This is a genomic window from Burkholderia sp. Bp8991 (assembly GCF_003853795.1).
Classification (GTDB): Bacteria; Pseudomonadota; Gammaproteobacteria; order Burkholderiales; family Burkholderiaceae; genus Burkholderia.
The window spans coordinates 72,729-89,647 of sequence record NZ_QTQJ01000018.1 but is presented as its reverse complement, the minus strand read 5'-3'; the positions used below and the strand labels follow the sequence as shown (position 1 = coordinate 89,647).

General features: G+C 69.6%; 12 protein-coding genes. 6 read left to right on the top strand and 6 right to left on the bottom strand.

Going from position 1 to position 16,919, the window contains the following annotated elements; all coding sequences use genetic code 11:
- Positions 1-140: 140 nt before the first annotated feature.
- The 3 genes from tldD to DIE02_RS21035 form a co-directional block, all read right to left on the bottom strand.
- Positions 141-1,607: a metalloprotease TldD gene (tldD, locus tag DIE02_RS21045; protein WP_059451318.1), complete on the bottom strand. Its 1,467-nt coding sequence runs from the start codon at positions 1,605-1,607 to the stop codon at positions 141-143.
- A 92-nt stretch (positions 1,608-1,699) separates the two neighbouring features.
- Positions 1,700-2,527 carry a carbon-nitrogen hydrolase family protein gene (locus DIE02_RS21040; protein WP_044844040.1) on the bottom strand — a complete coding sequence of 276 codons (828 nt, stop codon included), beginning with the start codon at positions 2,525-2,527 and terminating at the stop codon, positions 1,700-1,702.
- A 51-nt stretch (positions 2,528-2,578) separates the two neighbouring features.
- On the bottom strand, positions 2,579-6,778 hold the full coding sequence (locus tag DIE02_RS21035) for a YhdP family protein (RefSeq protein WP_124529734.1): 4,200 nt from the start codon (positions 6,776-6,778) through the stop codon (positions 2,579-2,581).
- A 227-nt stretch (positions 6,779-7,005) separates the two neighbouring features.
- On the opposite strand from DIE02_RS21035, the gene glnE reads away from it, so the two are divergent.
- The gene (gene glnE / locus DIE02_RS21030) at positions 7,006-9,807 is read left to right on the top strand and encodes a bifunctional [glutamate--ammonia ligase]-adenylyl-L-tyrosine phosphorylase/[glutamate--ammonia-ligase] adenylyltransferase (RefSeq protein ID WP_124520277.1); all 2,802 of its coding nucleotides are present in this window, start codon (positions 7,006-7,008) and stop codon (positions 9,805-9,807) included.
- Positions 9,808-10,057: 250 nt separating this feature from the next.
- Here the strand turns inward: glnE and recN are convergent, their stop codons facing one another.
- Positions 10,058-11,707: a DNA repair protein RecN gene (gene recN, locus DIE02_RS21025; protein ID WP_124519945.1), complete on the bottom strand. Its 1,650-nt coding sequence runs from the start codon at positions 11,705-11,707 to the stop codon at positions 10,058-10,060.
- A 19-nt stretch (positions 11,708-11,726) separates the two neighbouring features.
- The gene (locus DIE02_RS21020; RefSeq protein ID WP_124487961.1) at positions 11,727-12,629 is read right to left on the bottom strand and encodes an NAD kinase; all 903 of its coding nucleotides are present in this window, start codon (positions 12,627-12,629) and stop codon (positions 11,727-11,729) included.
- Between the two features lie 130 nt (positions 12,630-12,759).
- Here DIE02_RS21020 and hrcA point away from each other — a divergent pair, with 130 nt between their 5' ends.
- The 3 genes from hrcA (at position 12,760) to DIE02_RS21005 (ending at position 15,397) form a co-directional block, all read left to right on the top strand.
- On the top strand, positions 12,760-13,782 hold the full coding sequence (gene hrcA, locus DIE02_RS21015) for a heat-inducible transcriptional repressor HrcA (RefSeq protein ID WP_011544637.1): 1,023 nt from the start codon (positions 12,760-12,762) through the stop codon (positions 13,780-13,782).
- A gap of 137 nt (positions 13,783-13,919) precedes the next feature.
- Positions 13,920-14,984, top strand: coding sequence for a ferrochelatase (gene hemH / locus DIE02_RS21010; protein WP_044844045.1), 1,065 nt, complete (start codon positions 13,920-13,922; stop codon positions 14,982-14,984).
- A 5-nt stretch (positions 14,985-14,989) separates the two neighbouring features.
- Positions 14,990-15,397 carry an RNA-binding S4 domain-containing protein gene (locus DIE02_RS21005; protein WP_124487960.1) on the top strand — a complete coding sequence of 136 codons (408 nt, stop codon included), beginning with the start codon at positions 14,990-14,992 and terminating at the stop codon, positions 15,395-15,397.
- Here the strand turns inward: DIE02_RS21005 and DIE02_RS35585 are convergent.
- Positions 15,369-15,530 (bottom strand): hypothetical protein, encoded by a 162-nt coding sequence (locus DIE02_RS35585; RefSeq protein ID WP_006476841.1) that lies wholly within the window; start codon positions 15,528-15,530, stop codon positions 15,369-15,371. The genes DIE02_RS21005 and DIE02_RS35585 overlap by 29 nt on opposite strands.
- A 349-nt stretch (positions 15,531-15,879) precedes the next feature.
- On the opposite strand from DIE02_RS35585, the gene grpE reads away from it, so the two are divergent.
- Positions 15,880-16,425, top strand: coding sequence for a nucleotide exchange factor GrpE (gene grpE / locus DIE02_RS20995; protein ID WP_044844047.1), 546 nt, complete (start codon positions 15,880-15,882; stop codon positions 16,423-16,425).
- A 10-nt stretch (positions 16,426-16,435) separates the two neighbouring features.
- On the top strand, positions 16,436-16,876 hold the full coding sequence (locus DIE02_RS20990) for a thioredoxin family protein (protein WP_124529730.1): 441 nt from the start codon (positions 16,436-16,438) through the stop codon (positions 16,874-16,876).
- The last annotated feature ends 43 nt before the right edge of the window (positions 16,877-16,919 follow it).

Genomic DNA, 16,919 nt, shown 5'->3' with positions numbered 1-16,919 from the left:
GACGGAGATTCGGTTCGTCAAAAAAGTTGATTCGGAATTTATACCCGGTCGCCGCGTCGCTGGCAACCGGGGGTGCTCAAAAATGCGGAGAATCCGCGCGCTTTTGCCAAAATGCGCGGATTGTATGCGCTGCGATGCGGTTATGCCGTACCGCCGACCGTCATCTTGTCGATCCGCAGGGTCGGCTGGCCGACGCCCACCGGCACGCTCTGGCCTTCCTTGCCGCACACGCCGACGCCCGAGTCGAGCGACATGTCGTTGCCGATCATGCTCACGTACTTCAGCGATTCCGGGCCGCTGCCGATCAGCGTCGCGCCCTTCACCGGGTAGGTGATCTTGCCGTTCTCGATCATGTACGCCTCGGACGCCGAGAACACGAACTTGCCGTTCGTGATGTCGACCTGGCCGCCGCCGAAGTTCACCGCGTACAGGCCGTTCTTCACCGACGCGATGATTTCCTGCGGATCCTTGTCGCCGTTCAGCATGTACGTGTTGGTCATGCGCGGCATCGGCAGCGCCGCGTACGACTCGCGCCGCGCGTTGCCGGTGACGGGCATCTTCATCAGGCGCGCGTTCAGCGTGTCCTGGATGTAGCCCTTCAGGATGCCGTCCTCGATCAGCGTCGTGCACTGCGTCGGGTTGCCTTCGTCGTCGATGTTCAGCGAGCCGCGGCGGTTCGGCAGCGTGCCGTCGTCGACCACCGTCACGCCCTTCGCGGCGACCTGCTCGCCGATCCGGCCGGCGAACGCCGACGAACCCTTGCGGTTGAAGTCGCCCTCGAGGCCGTGGCCGATCGCCTCGTGCAGCAGCACGCCCGGCCAGCCCGGCCCGAGCACGACGGTCATCGCGCCGGCCGGCGCGGGGCGCGCGTCGAGGTTGACGAGCGCCGCGTGCACGGCGTCGTCGACGTAGCGCGACAGCACTTCGTCGGTGAAGTAGCCGTAGTCGAAGCGGCCGCCGCCGCCGCCGGAGCCGATCTCGCGGCGGCCGTTCTGTTCGGCGATCACCGTGACCGACACGCGCACGAGCGGGCGGATGTCGGCCGCGAGCGCGCCGTCGCTGCGCGCGACCAGCACGACGTCGTATTCGCCGGCGAGGCCCGCCATCACCTGCGTGACGCGCGGGTCGCGCCCGCGCGCCATCTGCTCGATGCGCTCGAGCAGCTTGACCTTCGCGGTCGCGTCGAGCGACGCGAGCGGATCGGACGGCAGGTACAGGTCGCGGCCCGAGATGCCCTTCAGGGACGTCGCCGCCTTGATCTTCTGGCGGCCGCCGCCGGCCGCCGCGATCGCCTTGGTGGCCGCGGCCGCCTGCGCGATGGCTTCCGGCGACAGGTCGTCCGAGTAGGCGAACGCGGTGCGGTCGCCCGCGACCGCGCGCACGCCGACGCCCTGGTCGATGCTGAAGCTGCCCGACTTCACGATGCCTTCCTCGAGGCTCCACGCTTCGCTGCGGGTCGCCTGGAAGTACAGGTCGGCGTAGTCGACGCGATGCGTGAAGATGTCGGCGATCGTGCGCGTGAGCAGGCTCTCGTCGAGGCCGTACGGCGTGAGGAGGATGTCCTTCGCCAGCGCAAGATTGCGGATGCCGGGTTCGATGATGTTCATGCGGGTATCGAGGGTTCTCAAAAAGTTGTCGGGTGCGTTCTGGGCAGATGGGTTGGCCGGGCGGCGTTTCAAGCGCCGGGCGGTTCAGCGGTTCAGGCCAGCACGCGATGCCGCCACGCGGGCAGGCTCTGGCGCACGTCGGCGATGCGCTGCGGATCGAGCGCGCCGGTCACGACGCTCGCGCCTTCGTCGCGGACCGCGACGATCTCGCCCCACGGGTCGATCAGCATGCTGTGGCCCCAGGTGCGCCGGCCGTTCTCGTGCTTGCCGCCTTGCGCGGCCGCGAGCACGTAGCACTGGTTCTCCACGGCCCGCGCGCGCAGCAGCATTTCCCAGTGCGCGCGGCCCGTCGTATACGTAAACGCCGACGGCACGACGATCAGCGCGCAGTCGCCCATCCTGCGATACAGCTCCGGAAAGCGCAGATCGTAACAGACCGACAGGCCGACCCGCCCGAACGGCGCGTCGAACGCGACGACCGTGTCGCCCGCGCGGATCGTGCGCGCCTCGTCGAACGATTCGTCGCCTTTCTCGAAGTTGAACAGGTGGATCTTGTCGTAGCGGGCGGCTTCCTGGCCGTTCGGGTCGAACACGAGCGTCGTGTTCAGCACGCGATCGGGCTCCGGCGCCTTCAGCGGCAGCGTGCCGCCGATCACCCAGATGCCGTGACGGTGCGCGGCCTCCGACAGGAAGCGCTGGATCGGGCCGTCGCGGTAGGGTTCGGCGAGCGCGAGCTTGTCGGTGTCGCGATGGCCCATGAAGCAGAAATACTCGGGCAGCAGTACGAGCTGCGCGCCGTCGCCGGCCGCTTCCGCGATCAGGCGGCCGGCTTCGGCGAGATTGCGTGCGACGTCCGGCGTGCTCACCATCTGCAGCGCGGCGACCCGAAAGGGCGTGGCGGAACGGGTGTGATCGGTCATCGCTGGATCGGTTGCGTCATAAATGGGGTGCGGCCCGGCACCCTGCGCGCGTCAGTGGCTCGCCGCATCGGCCGGACCGTGATTCATCTTACCCTGATCGCCTCGCACCCGCTCGATGTGCGGATGCGCCCACGAGCCCGTGATCGCGTAGTCGAGCGCGAACGCGTGCGACAGCGTCTCCGACAGCGCGTAGTTCGCGGCCAGCACGCCGACACCCAGCAGCGGATTGATGATCGCGGCCGCGATTGCCGCCGTGCCGGCGCCGATCTTCGGCGCGACGTGCGCGTGCAGGTCCTGCGTCTCGGCGCCGAGGTCGACCGCGCCACGCACCGTCACGTTCGCCGGTGCCGTCGTCATCGAGAAGTCGTCGGTGCGCGCGATCCCGTTCGAGATCCGGCTGGTGCCCGTGATCTTGTCGAACGGCAGTCCCTTGCCGATCACGTCGCGGAAATTCAGCGTCAGGAAGCGCGCGAGGCTCTGCAGGCTCAGCACGCCGAGCAGTTTCGCGGCACCCGGATCGACCTTCAGGATCTGGCCGTGTTCCAGGTCGAGCGCGACCTGGCCGCCGAGCGACGGCAGATCGACCGCGGTCGGGCCGCCGCGCCAGCCGACCTTGCCGGTCACGGTGCCGTGGCCGTTTGCAAGCGTGCGCGGCAGGCCCACGAGGTCGAGCAGCGCGCCCGCGTTGCCGACGTCGAGCTTGAAGTCGAACACGCTGCGGCGCGGCGCATCGTTTTCGTCGACGCCGCGGGCCAGCGCGCGGCGCGACGTGCGCCAGTTGCCGGTCGCCGTCAGCTTCGCGGCCGGGTTCGCCAGCTCGAACTTGTCGAGCTGCCACACCGGCGCGCCGTCTTCCTCGAGGTTGCGCGCGTTGACGACGAGCCTGCCGATGTCGTGATCGCGCGCGACGACCTGGTCGACGATCAGGTCGACCGACGGCATCGGCCGGTCGGTCGGCGTCGGTAGGTTCATCGCGCGGCCGACGAGGTCGTGCTGCGCGCTCTGCGGGATCACGAGCTTCGCGAGCCGCGCGTTCAGCACGCCCGCACCGTTGTGGCCGCCGCCCGGCGCCCACGACAGGTAGCCCGATACCTGGTTCGACGCGATGTTCGCCTGCCACAGCTCGTCGACGTGCGACGCGCCGATGATCACGTTTTCCCAGTTGCGCTTGAGCAGCTTCAGCGTGCCGAAGTGGAGCGCGAAGCGCTTCGGCGTGAAGCTCGCGACGTCGACGCGCGGCGCGGCCTGCGGCTCCGGCGCGCGCGGCGTGTCGTGCTGCAGCGTGCGGGCGAGCGCGAGCCAGGCGTCGGCGTCCAGTTCGTCGACGTCGACGGCGGCGCTCACGCCGTCCTGCGGCAGATCGGGCATCCGGTGGATGCCCATCGCGCCGCGCACCGCGCGCAGCGGCTGGCCCGACGTGGCGTCGAGCAGGTAGGTCGCAGACACGGGCCCGAGCGTCAGGTCGGCATGCTCGAGGCGCTTGCCGCCGGCCTGGGCGGCCGGCTGCAGCGTGAAGCGGAACGGCATCGGCGTGCCGGCCGGTTTCGCGAACGGCGCCGGGAAATTCAGCGCGACGCCCGTCAGGTCGGAATGCGCGGTGACCTCCGGCAGGCGGCCCGGCGCGCCGCGCACGGCGAGCTGGTACGGCGCGTCGCCGACCACGTGCTCGAGCAGCGCCGCGGCCGTGCCGCGCAGGTTCAGGCCGCGCGCGGCGTCAAGCGCGAGCTTGCCGTCGACGTCCACCGCGTACGGGCCGTGCGACTGGAAGTTGCCGTTCGCGCGCACCGGGCCGCCGAGGAAGCGCCCCGACAGCTCGTGCAGCGACGCGCCGGCCTCGCTGAAGCGCACGCTGCCGCGCAGCGCGGACAGCGGCGGCACGCCGTCGGTCGACAGCGTGTTGCCGCCGAACGCGAGCGTGCCCTCGACGTGCGTATGCGGATGCGGAACGTGCTGCGGAATCGTGATCTTGAGCGCGAGTGCCGCGGGCCCCTGCGCATCGATCCGCTGGCCGATGTGCCCGCTCATCGCGCCGAGCGAGCTGTTGTCCGCGTAGTCGATCAGGTCCGCGAGCGGGCCTTGCGCATGGCCGTCGATGATGAGCGGCGACTTCGACGGATTGCCGAGATCGTCGATCCGGCCGGCGACCTTCGTCAGCGCGACGCGCTTGTAGTGCGCGCGCGCGATGTCGAAGCGCAGCTTGTTCTGCGCGAGCTCGAACACGCCGTCGATTCCGTCGAGTGCGGGCCAGATGCTCGGCGTGCCGTTCGCGAGCTTGCGCGGCGGGTACGGCGTCGGCTCGAAGCGCCCGCCGGTGAACGGCGCGACGATGTGGAACACGCCGGCGTCCGGCTCGTGTTCGAACGGGAATTTCTCGAGCGGGCCGCGGGCGACGATCGAGGCTCCCTTGGTCACCTGGCCGTCCTGCAGCGCATGGCCGAGATAGTCGCGCAGGTGCTCGGACATCCCGGTCGGCAGGTAGCGCGGAATGCGCGCAACCGATGCGCGCGCGAAATCCGCGCGCAGGTCGAGCGAGCCGCGGCCGTGGCCGGGGTTCGTGTACGTGCCCGACACCGCGATTTCCGCATCGGGGTTCGCGACGAACAGGTCGGGCAACGTCACGTCGACGCGCGCGTGCTTCTCGCCCGGCGCCGGCGTGATCACCCATTTCGCGTTGCCGCGCAGCCGGTCGAAGGTCAGGCGCGGCTCGTCGAATTCGCCGGGCACCGTGACCGCCGCATTGACCGTGTCGAAGTGCGCGCTGCCGCCGGTTTCGTTCGCGTCGATGTGGCCCCACAAATTCTCGACGCCCGGCCAGCCGGCGCGCGGGTGACCGCGCGGGGAAAGACCCGGCGGCGGCTCCTGCGCGGCGACGCTGATGCCCTGCAGATCGCCGAGGAAGCGGTAGCGGACGATCGGCGCGGCGCCCATGCGCCGCTCTTCGTCGGCCAGGTCGGGCCGCGCCGGCTTCGCGCGTTCGACCTCGATGTGATAGTTCGACACCATCCCGCGCGGGTCGAGCTTGATCAGCTCGTTGCGCAGCCGCGCGGGCAGCGGCAGCCCGCGGATGAACTCGCTGAGGATGCCGAGATCGACGCGGTCGCCGACGACGCTGAGCAGCTGCCCCTGGTCGGCGGTCGGCACGCGGTAGCGGGCGGTCAGCGTCGACAGCGCGAGCGAACGGGCGAGCGGCGTGCCGTCCGGCAGCGGCGGCTGGCCGAGCTCCGCGTTGAAGCGCGTCAGGTGCAGCGTGTAGTCGTGGCCGGCGTCCAGCGCCATGTCCCAGCCGAACCCGACCGTCGGCACGTCGAGGCGCGGCTGGGTCGGCCGGACGCGCAGCACGACGTCGGCGCCCTGCAGGTCGCCGCCCGCGGAGCGCAGGTGGCCGTCCTGGAAGGTCGCCCAGATCGCGTTGTCGATCCGGCCCGCGTGGATCGTGAGCGGAATGTCGAGATAGCGGCCGAGCGTCTGCAGGTCGACCGGGCCGGTCGACAGGTACGCGTCGCCGGTCCAGTTCGTCGGCTTGCCGATCGGCGCGAGCGGCTTGTGGCGGAAACGCGCGCGGAAATCGAGCGGGCCGAGCAGCAGCGTGCCGTTCGCGGGCGCCTGCAGCGCGGCCTTGTGCTCGCGGCCGTGGTTGAGCACCGCGAGGCGGATGCCGGACAGCGCGAGTTCCGGTGCGTCGTGCTGCGCGTCGCGCCAGCGCAGCGTGCCGTTGCGCAGCACGATCGCTTCCTGCTTCAGCAGCCACGTGCCGAACGTGTCGTTGCCGCCATGGGTGGTCGCGACGCCGACGCCCGCGACGCTCAGCGAGCCGTCGGCGGCGCGCGCGACGACGAGGTCGGGATGGTCGACGATCAGGCTCGACAGCGCGGGCGACAGCCGCAGCAGCGACATCCACGACAGCGCTGCCGTCGCGTGCGGGACCGACAGCGCGATCTGGCCGTCACGGCCGCGAATGGTGAGGTTGGCGACTTCGACGCCCGGCTGCATGCCGGACCAGTGCGGAGACAGCTTGCCGATCGAAAGCTGTGCGTGCAGCTTGTCGGACACCGCGCGCTCGATGCGCGGGCGGTACTCGTCGATGCGCGGCAGCAGCACGTAGCGCATCCCGAGGAACACGCCGGACGCGACGAAGTACGTGCCGATCCCGACTGCCAGCGTCACCCTGAACACGCGACGCAGGACCGGATGATCGTGCTTCGGAGGTCCCGCTTCGGGCTCAGCTACGGCGGATTCCTGACGGTCGGACATGCGGCGGAAGGGCGGCGATATGGTAGTTTTGCAGACTGACGTTGAAATGTATCACACGGGTTCGTGCCGGCGGCCGTTGAGGCCGCACGGCACGGGCTTTCCGGCGCGCGGTTGTCGCGGCGGCGCATCCGCGTCGCGACACCGCGCCGAGTCCAAGGGGCCTGTCGGCAGCGGGGCGCGCACGCGTTGTTCCCGCAGCGGGGCCATACTGCCAGGCCCGCTTTTCGATGACCGACGCTTCCGCCCTGATCAGCACGTCCTATTCCCGCTATCTCGCCCGCGCGGCCGCCGCGCGTCCCGCGCTGTCCGACCAGATCGCCGCGTGGGCCGCCGCGCCGCTCACGCGCGCGCAGCTCGACGCGCGCCTGACCGAACTGCTCGCCACGCCGGCCGGCGCGGCCGCGCCGGGCGACGAGCAACTGAAGCGTGCGCTGCGGCAGTTGCGTATCGAGGTGTTCGGCGCGGTCGCGGAGCGCGACCTGCGCGGCGTCGCGAGCGTCGCCGAGGTGACGGGCGCGATGACCGATCTCGCCGAAGTGGCCGTGCAGCGCTCGCTCGCGCTGCTGTCGGCCGAACTCGAGGCGATGTACGGCGAGCCGCGCGGCGCCGACGGCCAGCGCGTCGTGCTCGGCGTGGTCGGGATGGGCAAGCTCGGCGGCCGCGAGCTGAACGTGTCGTCGGACATCGACCTGATCTTCGTCTACGAGGACGACGGCGAAACGGCCGGCGGCACGCGCTCGCCGCTGTCCACCCAGGAATATTTCACGCGGCTCGGCCGCCGCCTGATCGGCGTGCTGTCCGAGGTCACGGCCGACGGCTACGTGTTTCGCGTCGACATGCGGCTGCGCCCGAACGGCGATTCGGGGCCGCTCGTCTGCAGTCTCGGGATGCTCGAGGAGTATTTCTACGTGCAGGGGCGCGAATGGGAGCGCTACGCGTGGATCAAGGGGCGGCTCGTATCCGAAGGCGACAGCGACGCGGCGCGGCGGCTGGCGGCGCAGCTCGAATCGATCGTCAAGCCGTTCGTATACCGCCGCTATCTCGACTTTGGCGTGATCGGCGCGATCCGTGCGCTGCACCAGCAGATTCGCCAGGAAGCCGCGCGCCGCGCGTCGATGCGGCCCGACAAGGCCGACGACATCAAGCTCGGGCGCGGCGGGATCCGCGAAATCGAATTCAGCGCGCAGGTGTTCCAGCTGATCCGCGGCGGCCAGGATGCGGAATTCCGCGTGCGGCCGACGCTCGCGGTGCTGCGCCATGCGCAGGCGCGCGGGCTGATCGGCGAGGACGTGCGCGAGCGCCTGACCGACGCCTACAACTTCCTGCGCACGCTCGAGCACCGGCTGCAGTACCGCGACGACGCGCAGACGCACGCGATGCCGGTCGATGCGGGCGAGCGGGCGGTGCTGGCCGCGTCGCTCGGCTTTGCCGACTATGCGGCGCTGATGACGGTGCTCGACGGTCACCGGACGTTCGTCGAGGCGCAGTTCGACCAGATCTTTGCCGACAAGGTGAACGGCGGCCCCTGCGCGGCGGGCGAGGACACGGCCGCCACGTGGATCTGGAGCGGGGCGCTCGCCGACGACGGCGAAGACGACGCGCTGCTCGCGCGCCTCGACGGCGTGGGCTTCACCGATCCGGCGGCCGTGCTCGCGCGGCTGCGCGCGATCTGGCAGTCGTCGCGCTACGCGGGCCTGCCCGAAAAGAGCCGGCAGCGCTTCGACAGCGTCGCGCAGCGCGCGCTCGAGGCCGCGCCGCGGATCGACGCCGCGCGCCGCGACGACACCATCGTGCGGCTGTTCGACCTGCTCGAGACGGTCAGCCGGCGCGGCGTCTATCTCGCGCTGCTGACCGAATATCCGGCCGCGCTCGACCGCGTGCTGTCGGTGCTCGGCGCGACGCGCTGGGGCGGCGGCTACCTGATTCGCCATCCGCAGCTGCTCGACGAACTGCTCGACGACGAAGCGATCGCGAGCCCGTTCGACTGGCCTGCGTTCAAGGACGCATTGCGTGCGCGCCTCGCGGCCGCCGACGGCCCCGAGCAGCAGATGGACCTGCTGCGGCACGCGCAGCACGCGGAAGTGTTCCGCATCCTGCTGATCGACCTGGCCGGCCAGCTGTCGGTCGAGCATGTGAGCGACCGCCTGTCCGAGCTCGCCGACGCGGTGCTCGACGTGACGATCGAAGTCGTCTGGTCGCAGCTCGCGAAGCGCCACCGCGACGTGCCGAAGTTCGCGGTGATCGCGTACGGCAAGCTCGGCGGCAAGGAGCTCGGCTACGCATCGGATCTCGACCTGATCTTCCTGTACGACGACCCCGACGAGCGCTCGGCGGACGTCTACACGACGTTCACGCGCCGGCTGATCACGTGGCTCACGACCGCGACCGGCGCGGGCGCCCTGTTCGACATCGACCTGCGGCTGCGGCCGAACGGCGAGGCCGGGCTGCTCGTGACCGATCTCGACGCGTTCCGCCGCTACCAGCTGCGCGAGGGCGACGCGGCCAATACCGCGTGGGTGTGGGAACACCAGGCGCTGACGCGCGCCCGCTACAGCGCGGGCGACCCGCAGATCGGCACGGACTTCGAGGCGATCCGCCAGCAGGTGCTGACGACGCCGCGCGACGGGGCGGTGCTCGCGAAGGAAATCGTCGACATGCGCGGCAAGGTGTTCGCCGGCCACCCGAACCAGACCGAGCTGTTCGACCTGAAGCACGATCGCGGCGGGATGGTCGACATCGAGTTCATCGTCCAGTACTGGGTGTTGCTGCATGCGTCGAGCGATGCCGAGCTGATCCGCAACACCGGCAACATCGCGCTGCTGCGCGAGGTCGCGCGGTTCGGGCTGATGGGCGAGGACGAGGCCGAGCGCGTCGGCGCCGCGTACCGCAAGTACCGGAAGCTGCAGCACAAGCTGCGGCTCGACGGGATGGAGAAGGCGCGGGTCGATCCGGCGCTGGTGGCCGACGAGCGGGCGGCCGTGACGGCGTTGTGGGAGCGTGTGTTCGGCGCGGTCGAAACGGGCGTTTGAGGCGGACGTTTGAATCCCGCGTTCGCGGCAGGACGCTCGAATCCGCGGGGTAGGGCGGGCGGCGCTCGTCCATCGAAAAACTGCGCCGTGCGAGCGGTTCGACCGGCAGATCGGTCTGCCTGCTCGCCGTGCCGCTGCAGGCCTGTTCCGGGAAAGGCGACACGCCGCGTTCCGAAAAACGTGGGGTTCGTCGGCGGTCCGGGACCGGCGCATGCGCCGATCTTCTGCATTTCGGCCGACGAAGCCGGCGTCAGGCCGCCAGCATTTCCTTCGCGTGCTTGCGCGTGGTGGCGGTGATCTCGAGCCCGCCGAGCATCCGCGCGACTTCCTCGACCCGGCTTGCCTTGTCGAGCGGGACGACCGACGAGACGGTGCCGCCGCGCTCGTCGGCGCCTTTCGCGACCTGGAAGTGATGGTCGCCGCGTGCGGCGACCTGCGGCAGGTGCGTCACGCACAGCACCTGGCGGTCGCGCCCGAGCTGGTGCAGCAGGCGGCCGACCACCTCGGCGACGCCGCCGCCGATCCCCGTGTCGACTTCGTCGAAAATCAGCGTCGGCGTCGGGCTGGCGGCGCTAGCGATCACGGCCAGCGCGAGGCTGATCCGTGCGAGTTCGCCGCCCGACGCGACTTTCGCGAGCGGCCGCAGCGGCACGCCGGGGTGCCCGGCGACCCGGAATTCGACCTGTTCGAGCCCGTGCGGGCCGCCGTCGGCGAGCGGCACGAGCGCGACTTCGAAGCTGCCGCCCGCCATCGACAGTTCCTGCATGCCGGCCGTGACGGCCGTGCCGAGCGCCTTCGCGGCCTGCGCGCGGGCCGTCGACAGGTGTTTCGCGTCGGCGAGATAGGCTTCCCGTGCCTTCGCCTGCGCGGCTTCGAGCGCGCCGAGATCGGCGGCCGCGTCGAGCGCGGCGAGCTGCGCGCGGCGTGCCGCATGTTCCTCGTGCAGCGTGTCGGGCGGCAGCCGGAACTTGCGGGCGGTCGAGTGCAGCGCGTCGAGGCGCGTTTCGACCTGCGCGAGCCGGGCCGGGTCGAGATCGAGGCGCTGCGCGTAGTGCGACAGCGAATAGACGGCTTCCTGCAGCTGGATTTCGGCCGGTTCGAGCGACGCGAGCGCATCGCCGAGCCCCGTGTCGTAGTCGGCCAGGCTGCGCAGCTTCGACACGATCGCGCCGAGCTGCGGGAGCATCGCGTCGTCGGCCTCGGACAGCGCGTTGAGCGCGCCCTGCACGCCGGCGATCAGGTTCGCCGAATGCGACAGGCGCTTGTGCTCGCTGCCGACTTCGTCCCATTCGCCGGGTTGCGGTGCGAGCTTGTCGAGCTCGGCGAGCTGCCAGGCGAGCTTCTCGCGTTCGAGCTGCAGTTCGCGCTCATGCGCCTTCGCGGCGTCGATCGCCTGCGTTGCGTCGCGCCAGACGCGCCACGCGCGTGCGACGTTCGCGGCATCGGCCACGAGCCCCGCGTGCGTGTCGAACAGCTCGCGCTGCGCGTCGGGCCGCATCAGCAGCTGGTGCGCGTGCTGACCATGGATGTCGACCAGCATCTCGCCGAGCTCGCGCAGCTGCGCGAGCGTCGCGCTGGTGCCGTTGATGAACGCACGCGAGCGGCCGTTCGCGTCGATCACGCGGCGCAGCATCACGGTGTCCTCGGCGTCGAACGCGTGTTCGTCGAGCCAGCGCGCGACGCGGTCGTGCGGCGTGAATTCGGCGGTGATGTCGGCGCGGCCGCAGCCGGCGCGCACGACGCTCGCGTCGGCGCGTTCGCCGAGCGCGAGGGCCAGGGCGTCGATCAGGATCGATTTGCCGGCGCCGGTTTCGCCGGAAAAGACGGTAAAGCCGCTGTCGAATTCGAGATCGAGCGCGGCGACGATGACGAAGTCGCGAATCGAGAGGTGGCGGAGCATGGTGTCGGGCGTGGGTGCGTCAGGACGCCTTGTCGTCTTCGTTCGATGCGTGTTCGTTCCAGTGCAGCTTCTTGCGCAGCGTCGCGTAGTAGCTGTAGCCGACCGGGTGCAGGAACGGCACCGTGTGCTTCGAGCGGCGCACCTCGATCGTGTCGTTCAGTTCGAGCGAGGTGAACGACTGCATGTCGAAGTTCACGTTGACGTCACGGCCGCCGACGATCTGGATCGCGATCTTCGAATCGTCGGGCAGCACGATCGGCCGGTTCGACAGCGCGTGCGGCGCGATCGGCACGAGCACGATGCCCTGGAGCTGCGGATGCAGGATCGGGCCGGCCGACGACAGCGCGTACGCGGTCGAGCCGGTCGGCGTGGCGACGATCAGGCCGTCCGAACGCTGGTTGTACATGTACCGGCCGTCGACCGACGCGCGCAGCTCGACCATCCCGGAAAAGCCGCTGCGGTTCACGACGACGTCGTTGAACGCGAGCGCGTGGTAGATCGGTTCGCCGTCGCGCACGATCCGGGCCTCGAGCAGCGAGCGCTCCTCGCGCTCGAACTTGCCCGACAGGATCACCGGGACGCGCGCCTGCATGTCGGCCGCCGCGATGTCGGTGATGAAGCCGAGCCGCCCATGGTTGATCCCGATCAGCGGCGTCTTGTACGGCGCGAGCTGGCGGCCGATGCCGAGCATCGTGCCGTCGCCGCCGAGCACGACCGCCACGTCCGCGCGCGCGCCGATCTCCGCCGGGGTGAGCGCCGGATAGCCGGAGATGCCGATCTCGCGCGCCGTTTCGGCTTCGAACACGACCTCGAAGCCGAGCTTCGCGATACAGCCAGCCAGCGTGGCGAGCGGCTCGGCGATGCCGGGCGTGTTGCTCCGGCCGACGAGCGCGACGGTGTTGAACTGATTACCGGTTTTCATGCCGGCATTACACCATAGCTCGTTGACGAAAAGAACCGGCTGTGCGCGAACGGGGCCGGATCGGTCGGCCCGGGCGACAGTGGCCGCGGCCACTCGCCGTGCTCGCGCGGTTGCGCTAAAATTTTCCACCATGCTAGATCCTCGCGCACGAACCCTCCTGAAAACCCTGATCGAACGGTATATCGCCGACGGTCAGCCGGTCGGCTCGCGCACGTTGTCCCGTTACTCCGGGCTCGAACTGAGCCCGGCAACGATCCGCAACGTGATGTCCGACCTGGAGGAGCTCGGCCTCGTGTCGAGCCCGCATACGTCGGCCGGCCGCGTGCCGACGCCGCGCGGCTACCGGCTGTTCGTCGACACGATGCTGACGGTCGAGGCGCCGATCGACGCCGAGGCCGTCGCGCGCCAGGTGCAGAACACGCTGCAGGCCGGCGAACCGCAGCAGCGGGTCGTGGCGGCCGCGGCGAGCGTGCTGTCGAACCTGTCGCAGTTCGCGGGTGTCGTGCTGACGCCGCGCCGCAGCCACGTGTTCAAGCAGATCGAGTTCATGCGGCTGTCGGACAAGCGCATCCTGCTGATCATCGTCACGCCCGAGGGCGACGTGCAGAACCGGATGCTCGCGACGCCGCGCGACTATTCGCCGTCGCAGCTCACCGAGGCGTCCAACTACATCAATGCGCACTTCGCCGGGCTGTCGTTCGACGAGGTGCGCCGCCGCCTGCGCGACGAGATCGACCAGCTGCGCGGCGACATGACCACGCTGATGCATGCGGCCGTGACGGCCAGCACCGAGGTGCCCGACACCGAGGACACCGTGCTCATTTCCGGCGAGCGCAACCTGCTCGAAGTGGCGGATCTGTCGTCCGACATGGCGCGGCTGCGCAAGCTGTTCGACGTGTTCGACCAAAAGACGGGCCTCCTGCAATTGCTCGACGTGTCGAGCCACGCCCAGGGCGTGCAGATCTTCATCGGCGGCGAATCGACGCTCGTGCCGATCGAGGAAATGAGCGTCGTGACCGCGCCCTACGAGGTGAACGGCCAGATCGTCGGCACGCTCGGCGTGATCGGCCCGACCCGCATGGCGTACAACCGCGTGATCCCGATCGTCGACATCACCGCGCGGCTGCTGTCGCTCACGCTGAGCCAGCAGTAACCCGACCGATACCGTCCCGCCATCGTGCCGCGGCGCCGTGCGCACCGCCAGTCGGCCGAACGGCCAGCCGACCCGGGCGAGACGGCCCGCTATAATTGAGGGCCGTCCGACTGCGTGCCCCGAGCACGTTCCTGCCCATGCGTTTCGATCTTGAGCCGCCTTCGAGCGTCGCAGCTGCCCATCGCATCGGCGTGCTGCTGATCAATCTCGGCACGCCCGACGCCCCGACGCCGCGCGCGGTGCGGCGCTATCTGGCCGAGTTCCTGTCGGATCCGCGTGTCGTCGAAATCCCGCAGGTCGTCTGGCAGGTGCTGCTGCGCACGCTGATCCTGCCGCTGCGCGGTCGCGCGTCCGCGAAGAAGTACGCGGCCGTCTGGATGCCCGAAGGCTCGCCGCTGCGCGTATACACCGAGCGCCAGACCGACGGCGTGCGCCACCTGCTCGCGTCGAACGGCTATCAGGTGACGGTCGACTACGCGATGCGCTACGGCAGCCCGGGCATTGCGCAGGCGCTCGCGCAATTCAAGCGTGCTGGCGTCGAGCGCGTGCTGCTGATGCCGATGTACCCGCAATACTCGGCGTCCACCACCGCGACGGCATTCGATGCCGCGTTCGCCGCGCTCGCGCGGATGCGCAACCAGCCGGAAGTGCGCACGGTGCGGCACTACGCCGACCATCCGGCCTACATCCACGCGCTCGCCGAGCAGGTGCGCCAGTACTGGGCGCAGCATGGCCGGCCCGACTTCGCGGCCGGCGACAAGCTCGTGCTGAGTTTCCACGGCGTGCCGAAGCGCACGCTCGACCTGGGCGACCCCTATCACGACCAGTGCCAGCAGACGGGCGCGCTGCTGATGGCCGCGCTCGGGCTGTCGACGCTCGAATGCCGCGTGACGTTCCAGTCGCGCTTCGGCAAGGCCGAGTGGCTGCAGCCGTACACGGCGCCGACGCTGCGCGAACTCGGCGAGGCGGGCGTGCGGCGGGCCGACGTGTTCTGTCCCGGTTTTACGGCCGATTGTCTGGAGACGATCGAGGAGATCGGGATGGAGGTGCGCGACGAGTTCATCGCGGGCGGCGGCCAAGCGTTCCACCGGATTCCGTGCCTGAACGGCGCGCCCGCGTGGATCGGCGCGTTGGGCGAGATCGTCGCCGAGAATCTGCAGGGCTGGCCGGTGAAGGCCGCGCAGCCCGAAACGGTGAGTTGAACGCGATGAACTACAGGATTTCGACTGAACCCGGCGCAAAGCTGCGCATCGACAAATGGCTGTGGGCGGCCCGCTTCTTCAAGACGCGCTCGCTCGCGTCCGACGCGGTCGACAAGGGCCACGTGAAGATCGGCGGCGCGGCGGTGAAGCCGGCCAAGGACGTGCGCGTCGGCGACGAGGTCGAGATTGCGATCGACGGTGTCGTCTGGCACATTGCCGTGCTGGGAATTTGCGACGTGCGCGGGCCCGCGAGCATCGCGCAGACGCTTTACGAGGAAACGGAAGCGGGGCGCGTCGCGCGGCTCGCCGAACTGGAGCGGCGCCGCACCTATCGCGAGCCGGCGGCGGAACTGCACGGCCGGCCGACCAAGCGCGACCGGCGCATCATCGACAGATTTTCTGGTGGGAGCTGAACATCTGGTCGAACGTCGCCCGCGCGCTTCCGTATTCGGTCGTGCGGTCGGTGACGGCTCCGGACAGGCAGATGGTGGTGGTGCCGGCAATCAGTACCAGCGCGACCACCGATATGGCAAAGGTCAGTTTCACGGTACGCGCCTCGATGGGACTGTGAATGCAGCGCCAGGTGGATGTCAGGCGCCGGTAAGCTAGGGTAAACGCGCTTTTTCGACGCTTGAATGGAGTGTAGTGCACCCCCCTGTGCCGAGCTAGTACTTGCCTGGTAAGCGTTGTTACCGGTCGTTTCGTCCGATCCGGCGACAAATGCACGTAATCGGCGGCGCGCAGCGCGGTTGTTTCACGGCATTGGCGAATGCCGGTGAATAACCCCCTTGAAATCGCAGTTTTCGCCCTTATTTGCACCAACAATGTGCGGTGCCGCCGGCATACGGTCCGGCGTTGCCGATTTGGCTTCAACCTCTAATCGACTTTCAGCGACATGGAAAACACGCAAGAGAACCCGGCTACCCAATCGGCCGAAGACATCGGCAGCGAGAAGCAGGCGGCGCAAGGCGCGGCGCCCGCCGCCGAAGCAGCCGACGCGGCGCTCGCGGAGGCTCAAGCCAAGGTCGCCGAGCTGCAGGAGAGCTTCCTGCGGGCGAAGGCCGAGACCGAGAACGTCCGCCGCCGCGCGCAGGAAGATGTCTCGAAGGCGCACAAGTTCGCGATCGAGGGCTTCGCGGAGCACCTGCTGCCCGTGCTGGACAGCCTCGAGGCTGCCGTCGGCGATACGTCCGGCGACATCACGAAGGTGCGCGAAGGCGTCGAACTGACGCTGCGCCAGCTGACGAGCGCGCTCGAGAAGGGCCGCGTCGTCGCGATCAACCCGGTCGGCGAGAAGTTCGATCCGCACCAGCACCAGGCGATTTCGATGGTGCCGGCCGAGCAGGAGCCGAACACCGTCGTGACCGTCCTGCAAAAGGGTTACATGATCGCCGACCGCGTGCTGCGCCCGGCGCTCGTCACGGTCGCCCAGCCGAAGTAAGGCCGACGCGATGGTTCCCGCCGGCGTCGATCCGGCCGCGTTCGACGCGTTCGACATGCAGGCGCTGGCGGCCGACACGTTCGACGCCGCGATCGCCGGCGCCGGTGATGCGCTCGCCGTGGTGTTCTTCTGGGGCGTCGACTGCTTCAACTGCGAGATCGCCAAGAAGGCGATGCTCGCCCAGCCGGACGCGATCCGCGCGCTGGATCTGAAGTGGTTCCATTGCAACGTGTACGAACATCATGAGCTGGGGCGCCGCTTCGGCCTGCACGGCGTGCCGACGTGGTTCTTCTTCCACCGCGGCAAGCGGCTCGGCCGCGCGACCGGCTGGCATGGCCTCGCGCAGTTCCAGGCGGCGGTGTCGGCGGCGCGCGCGAAGATCGCCGCGGCGGCCGGCGCGCAGTCGGGCCGCGACGCCGGTTCGTACGATCCGGCTACCGGCGGCGATTGAAAAAATTTAATATCCGCATCGCTTGGCGGGTCTTGAAAACGGA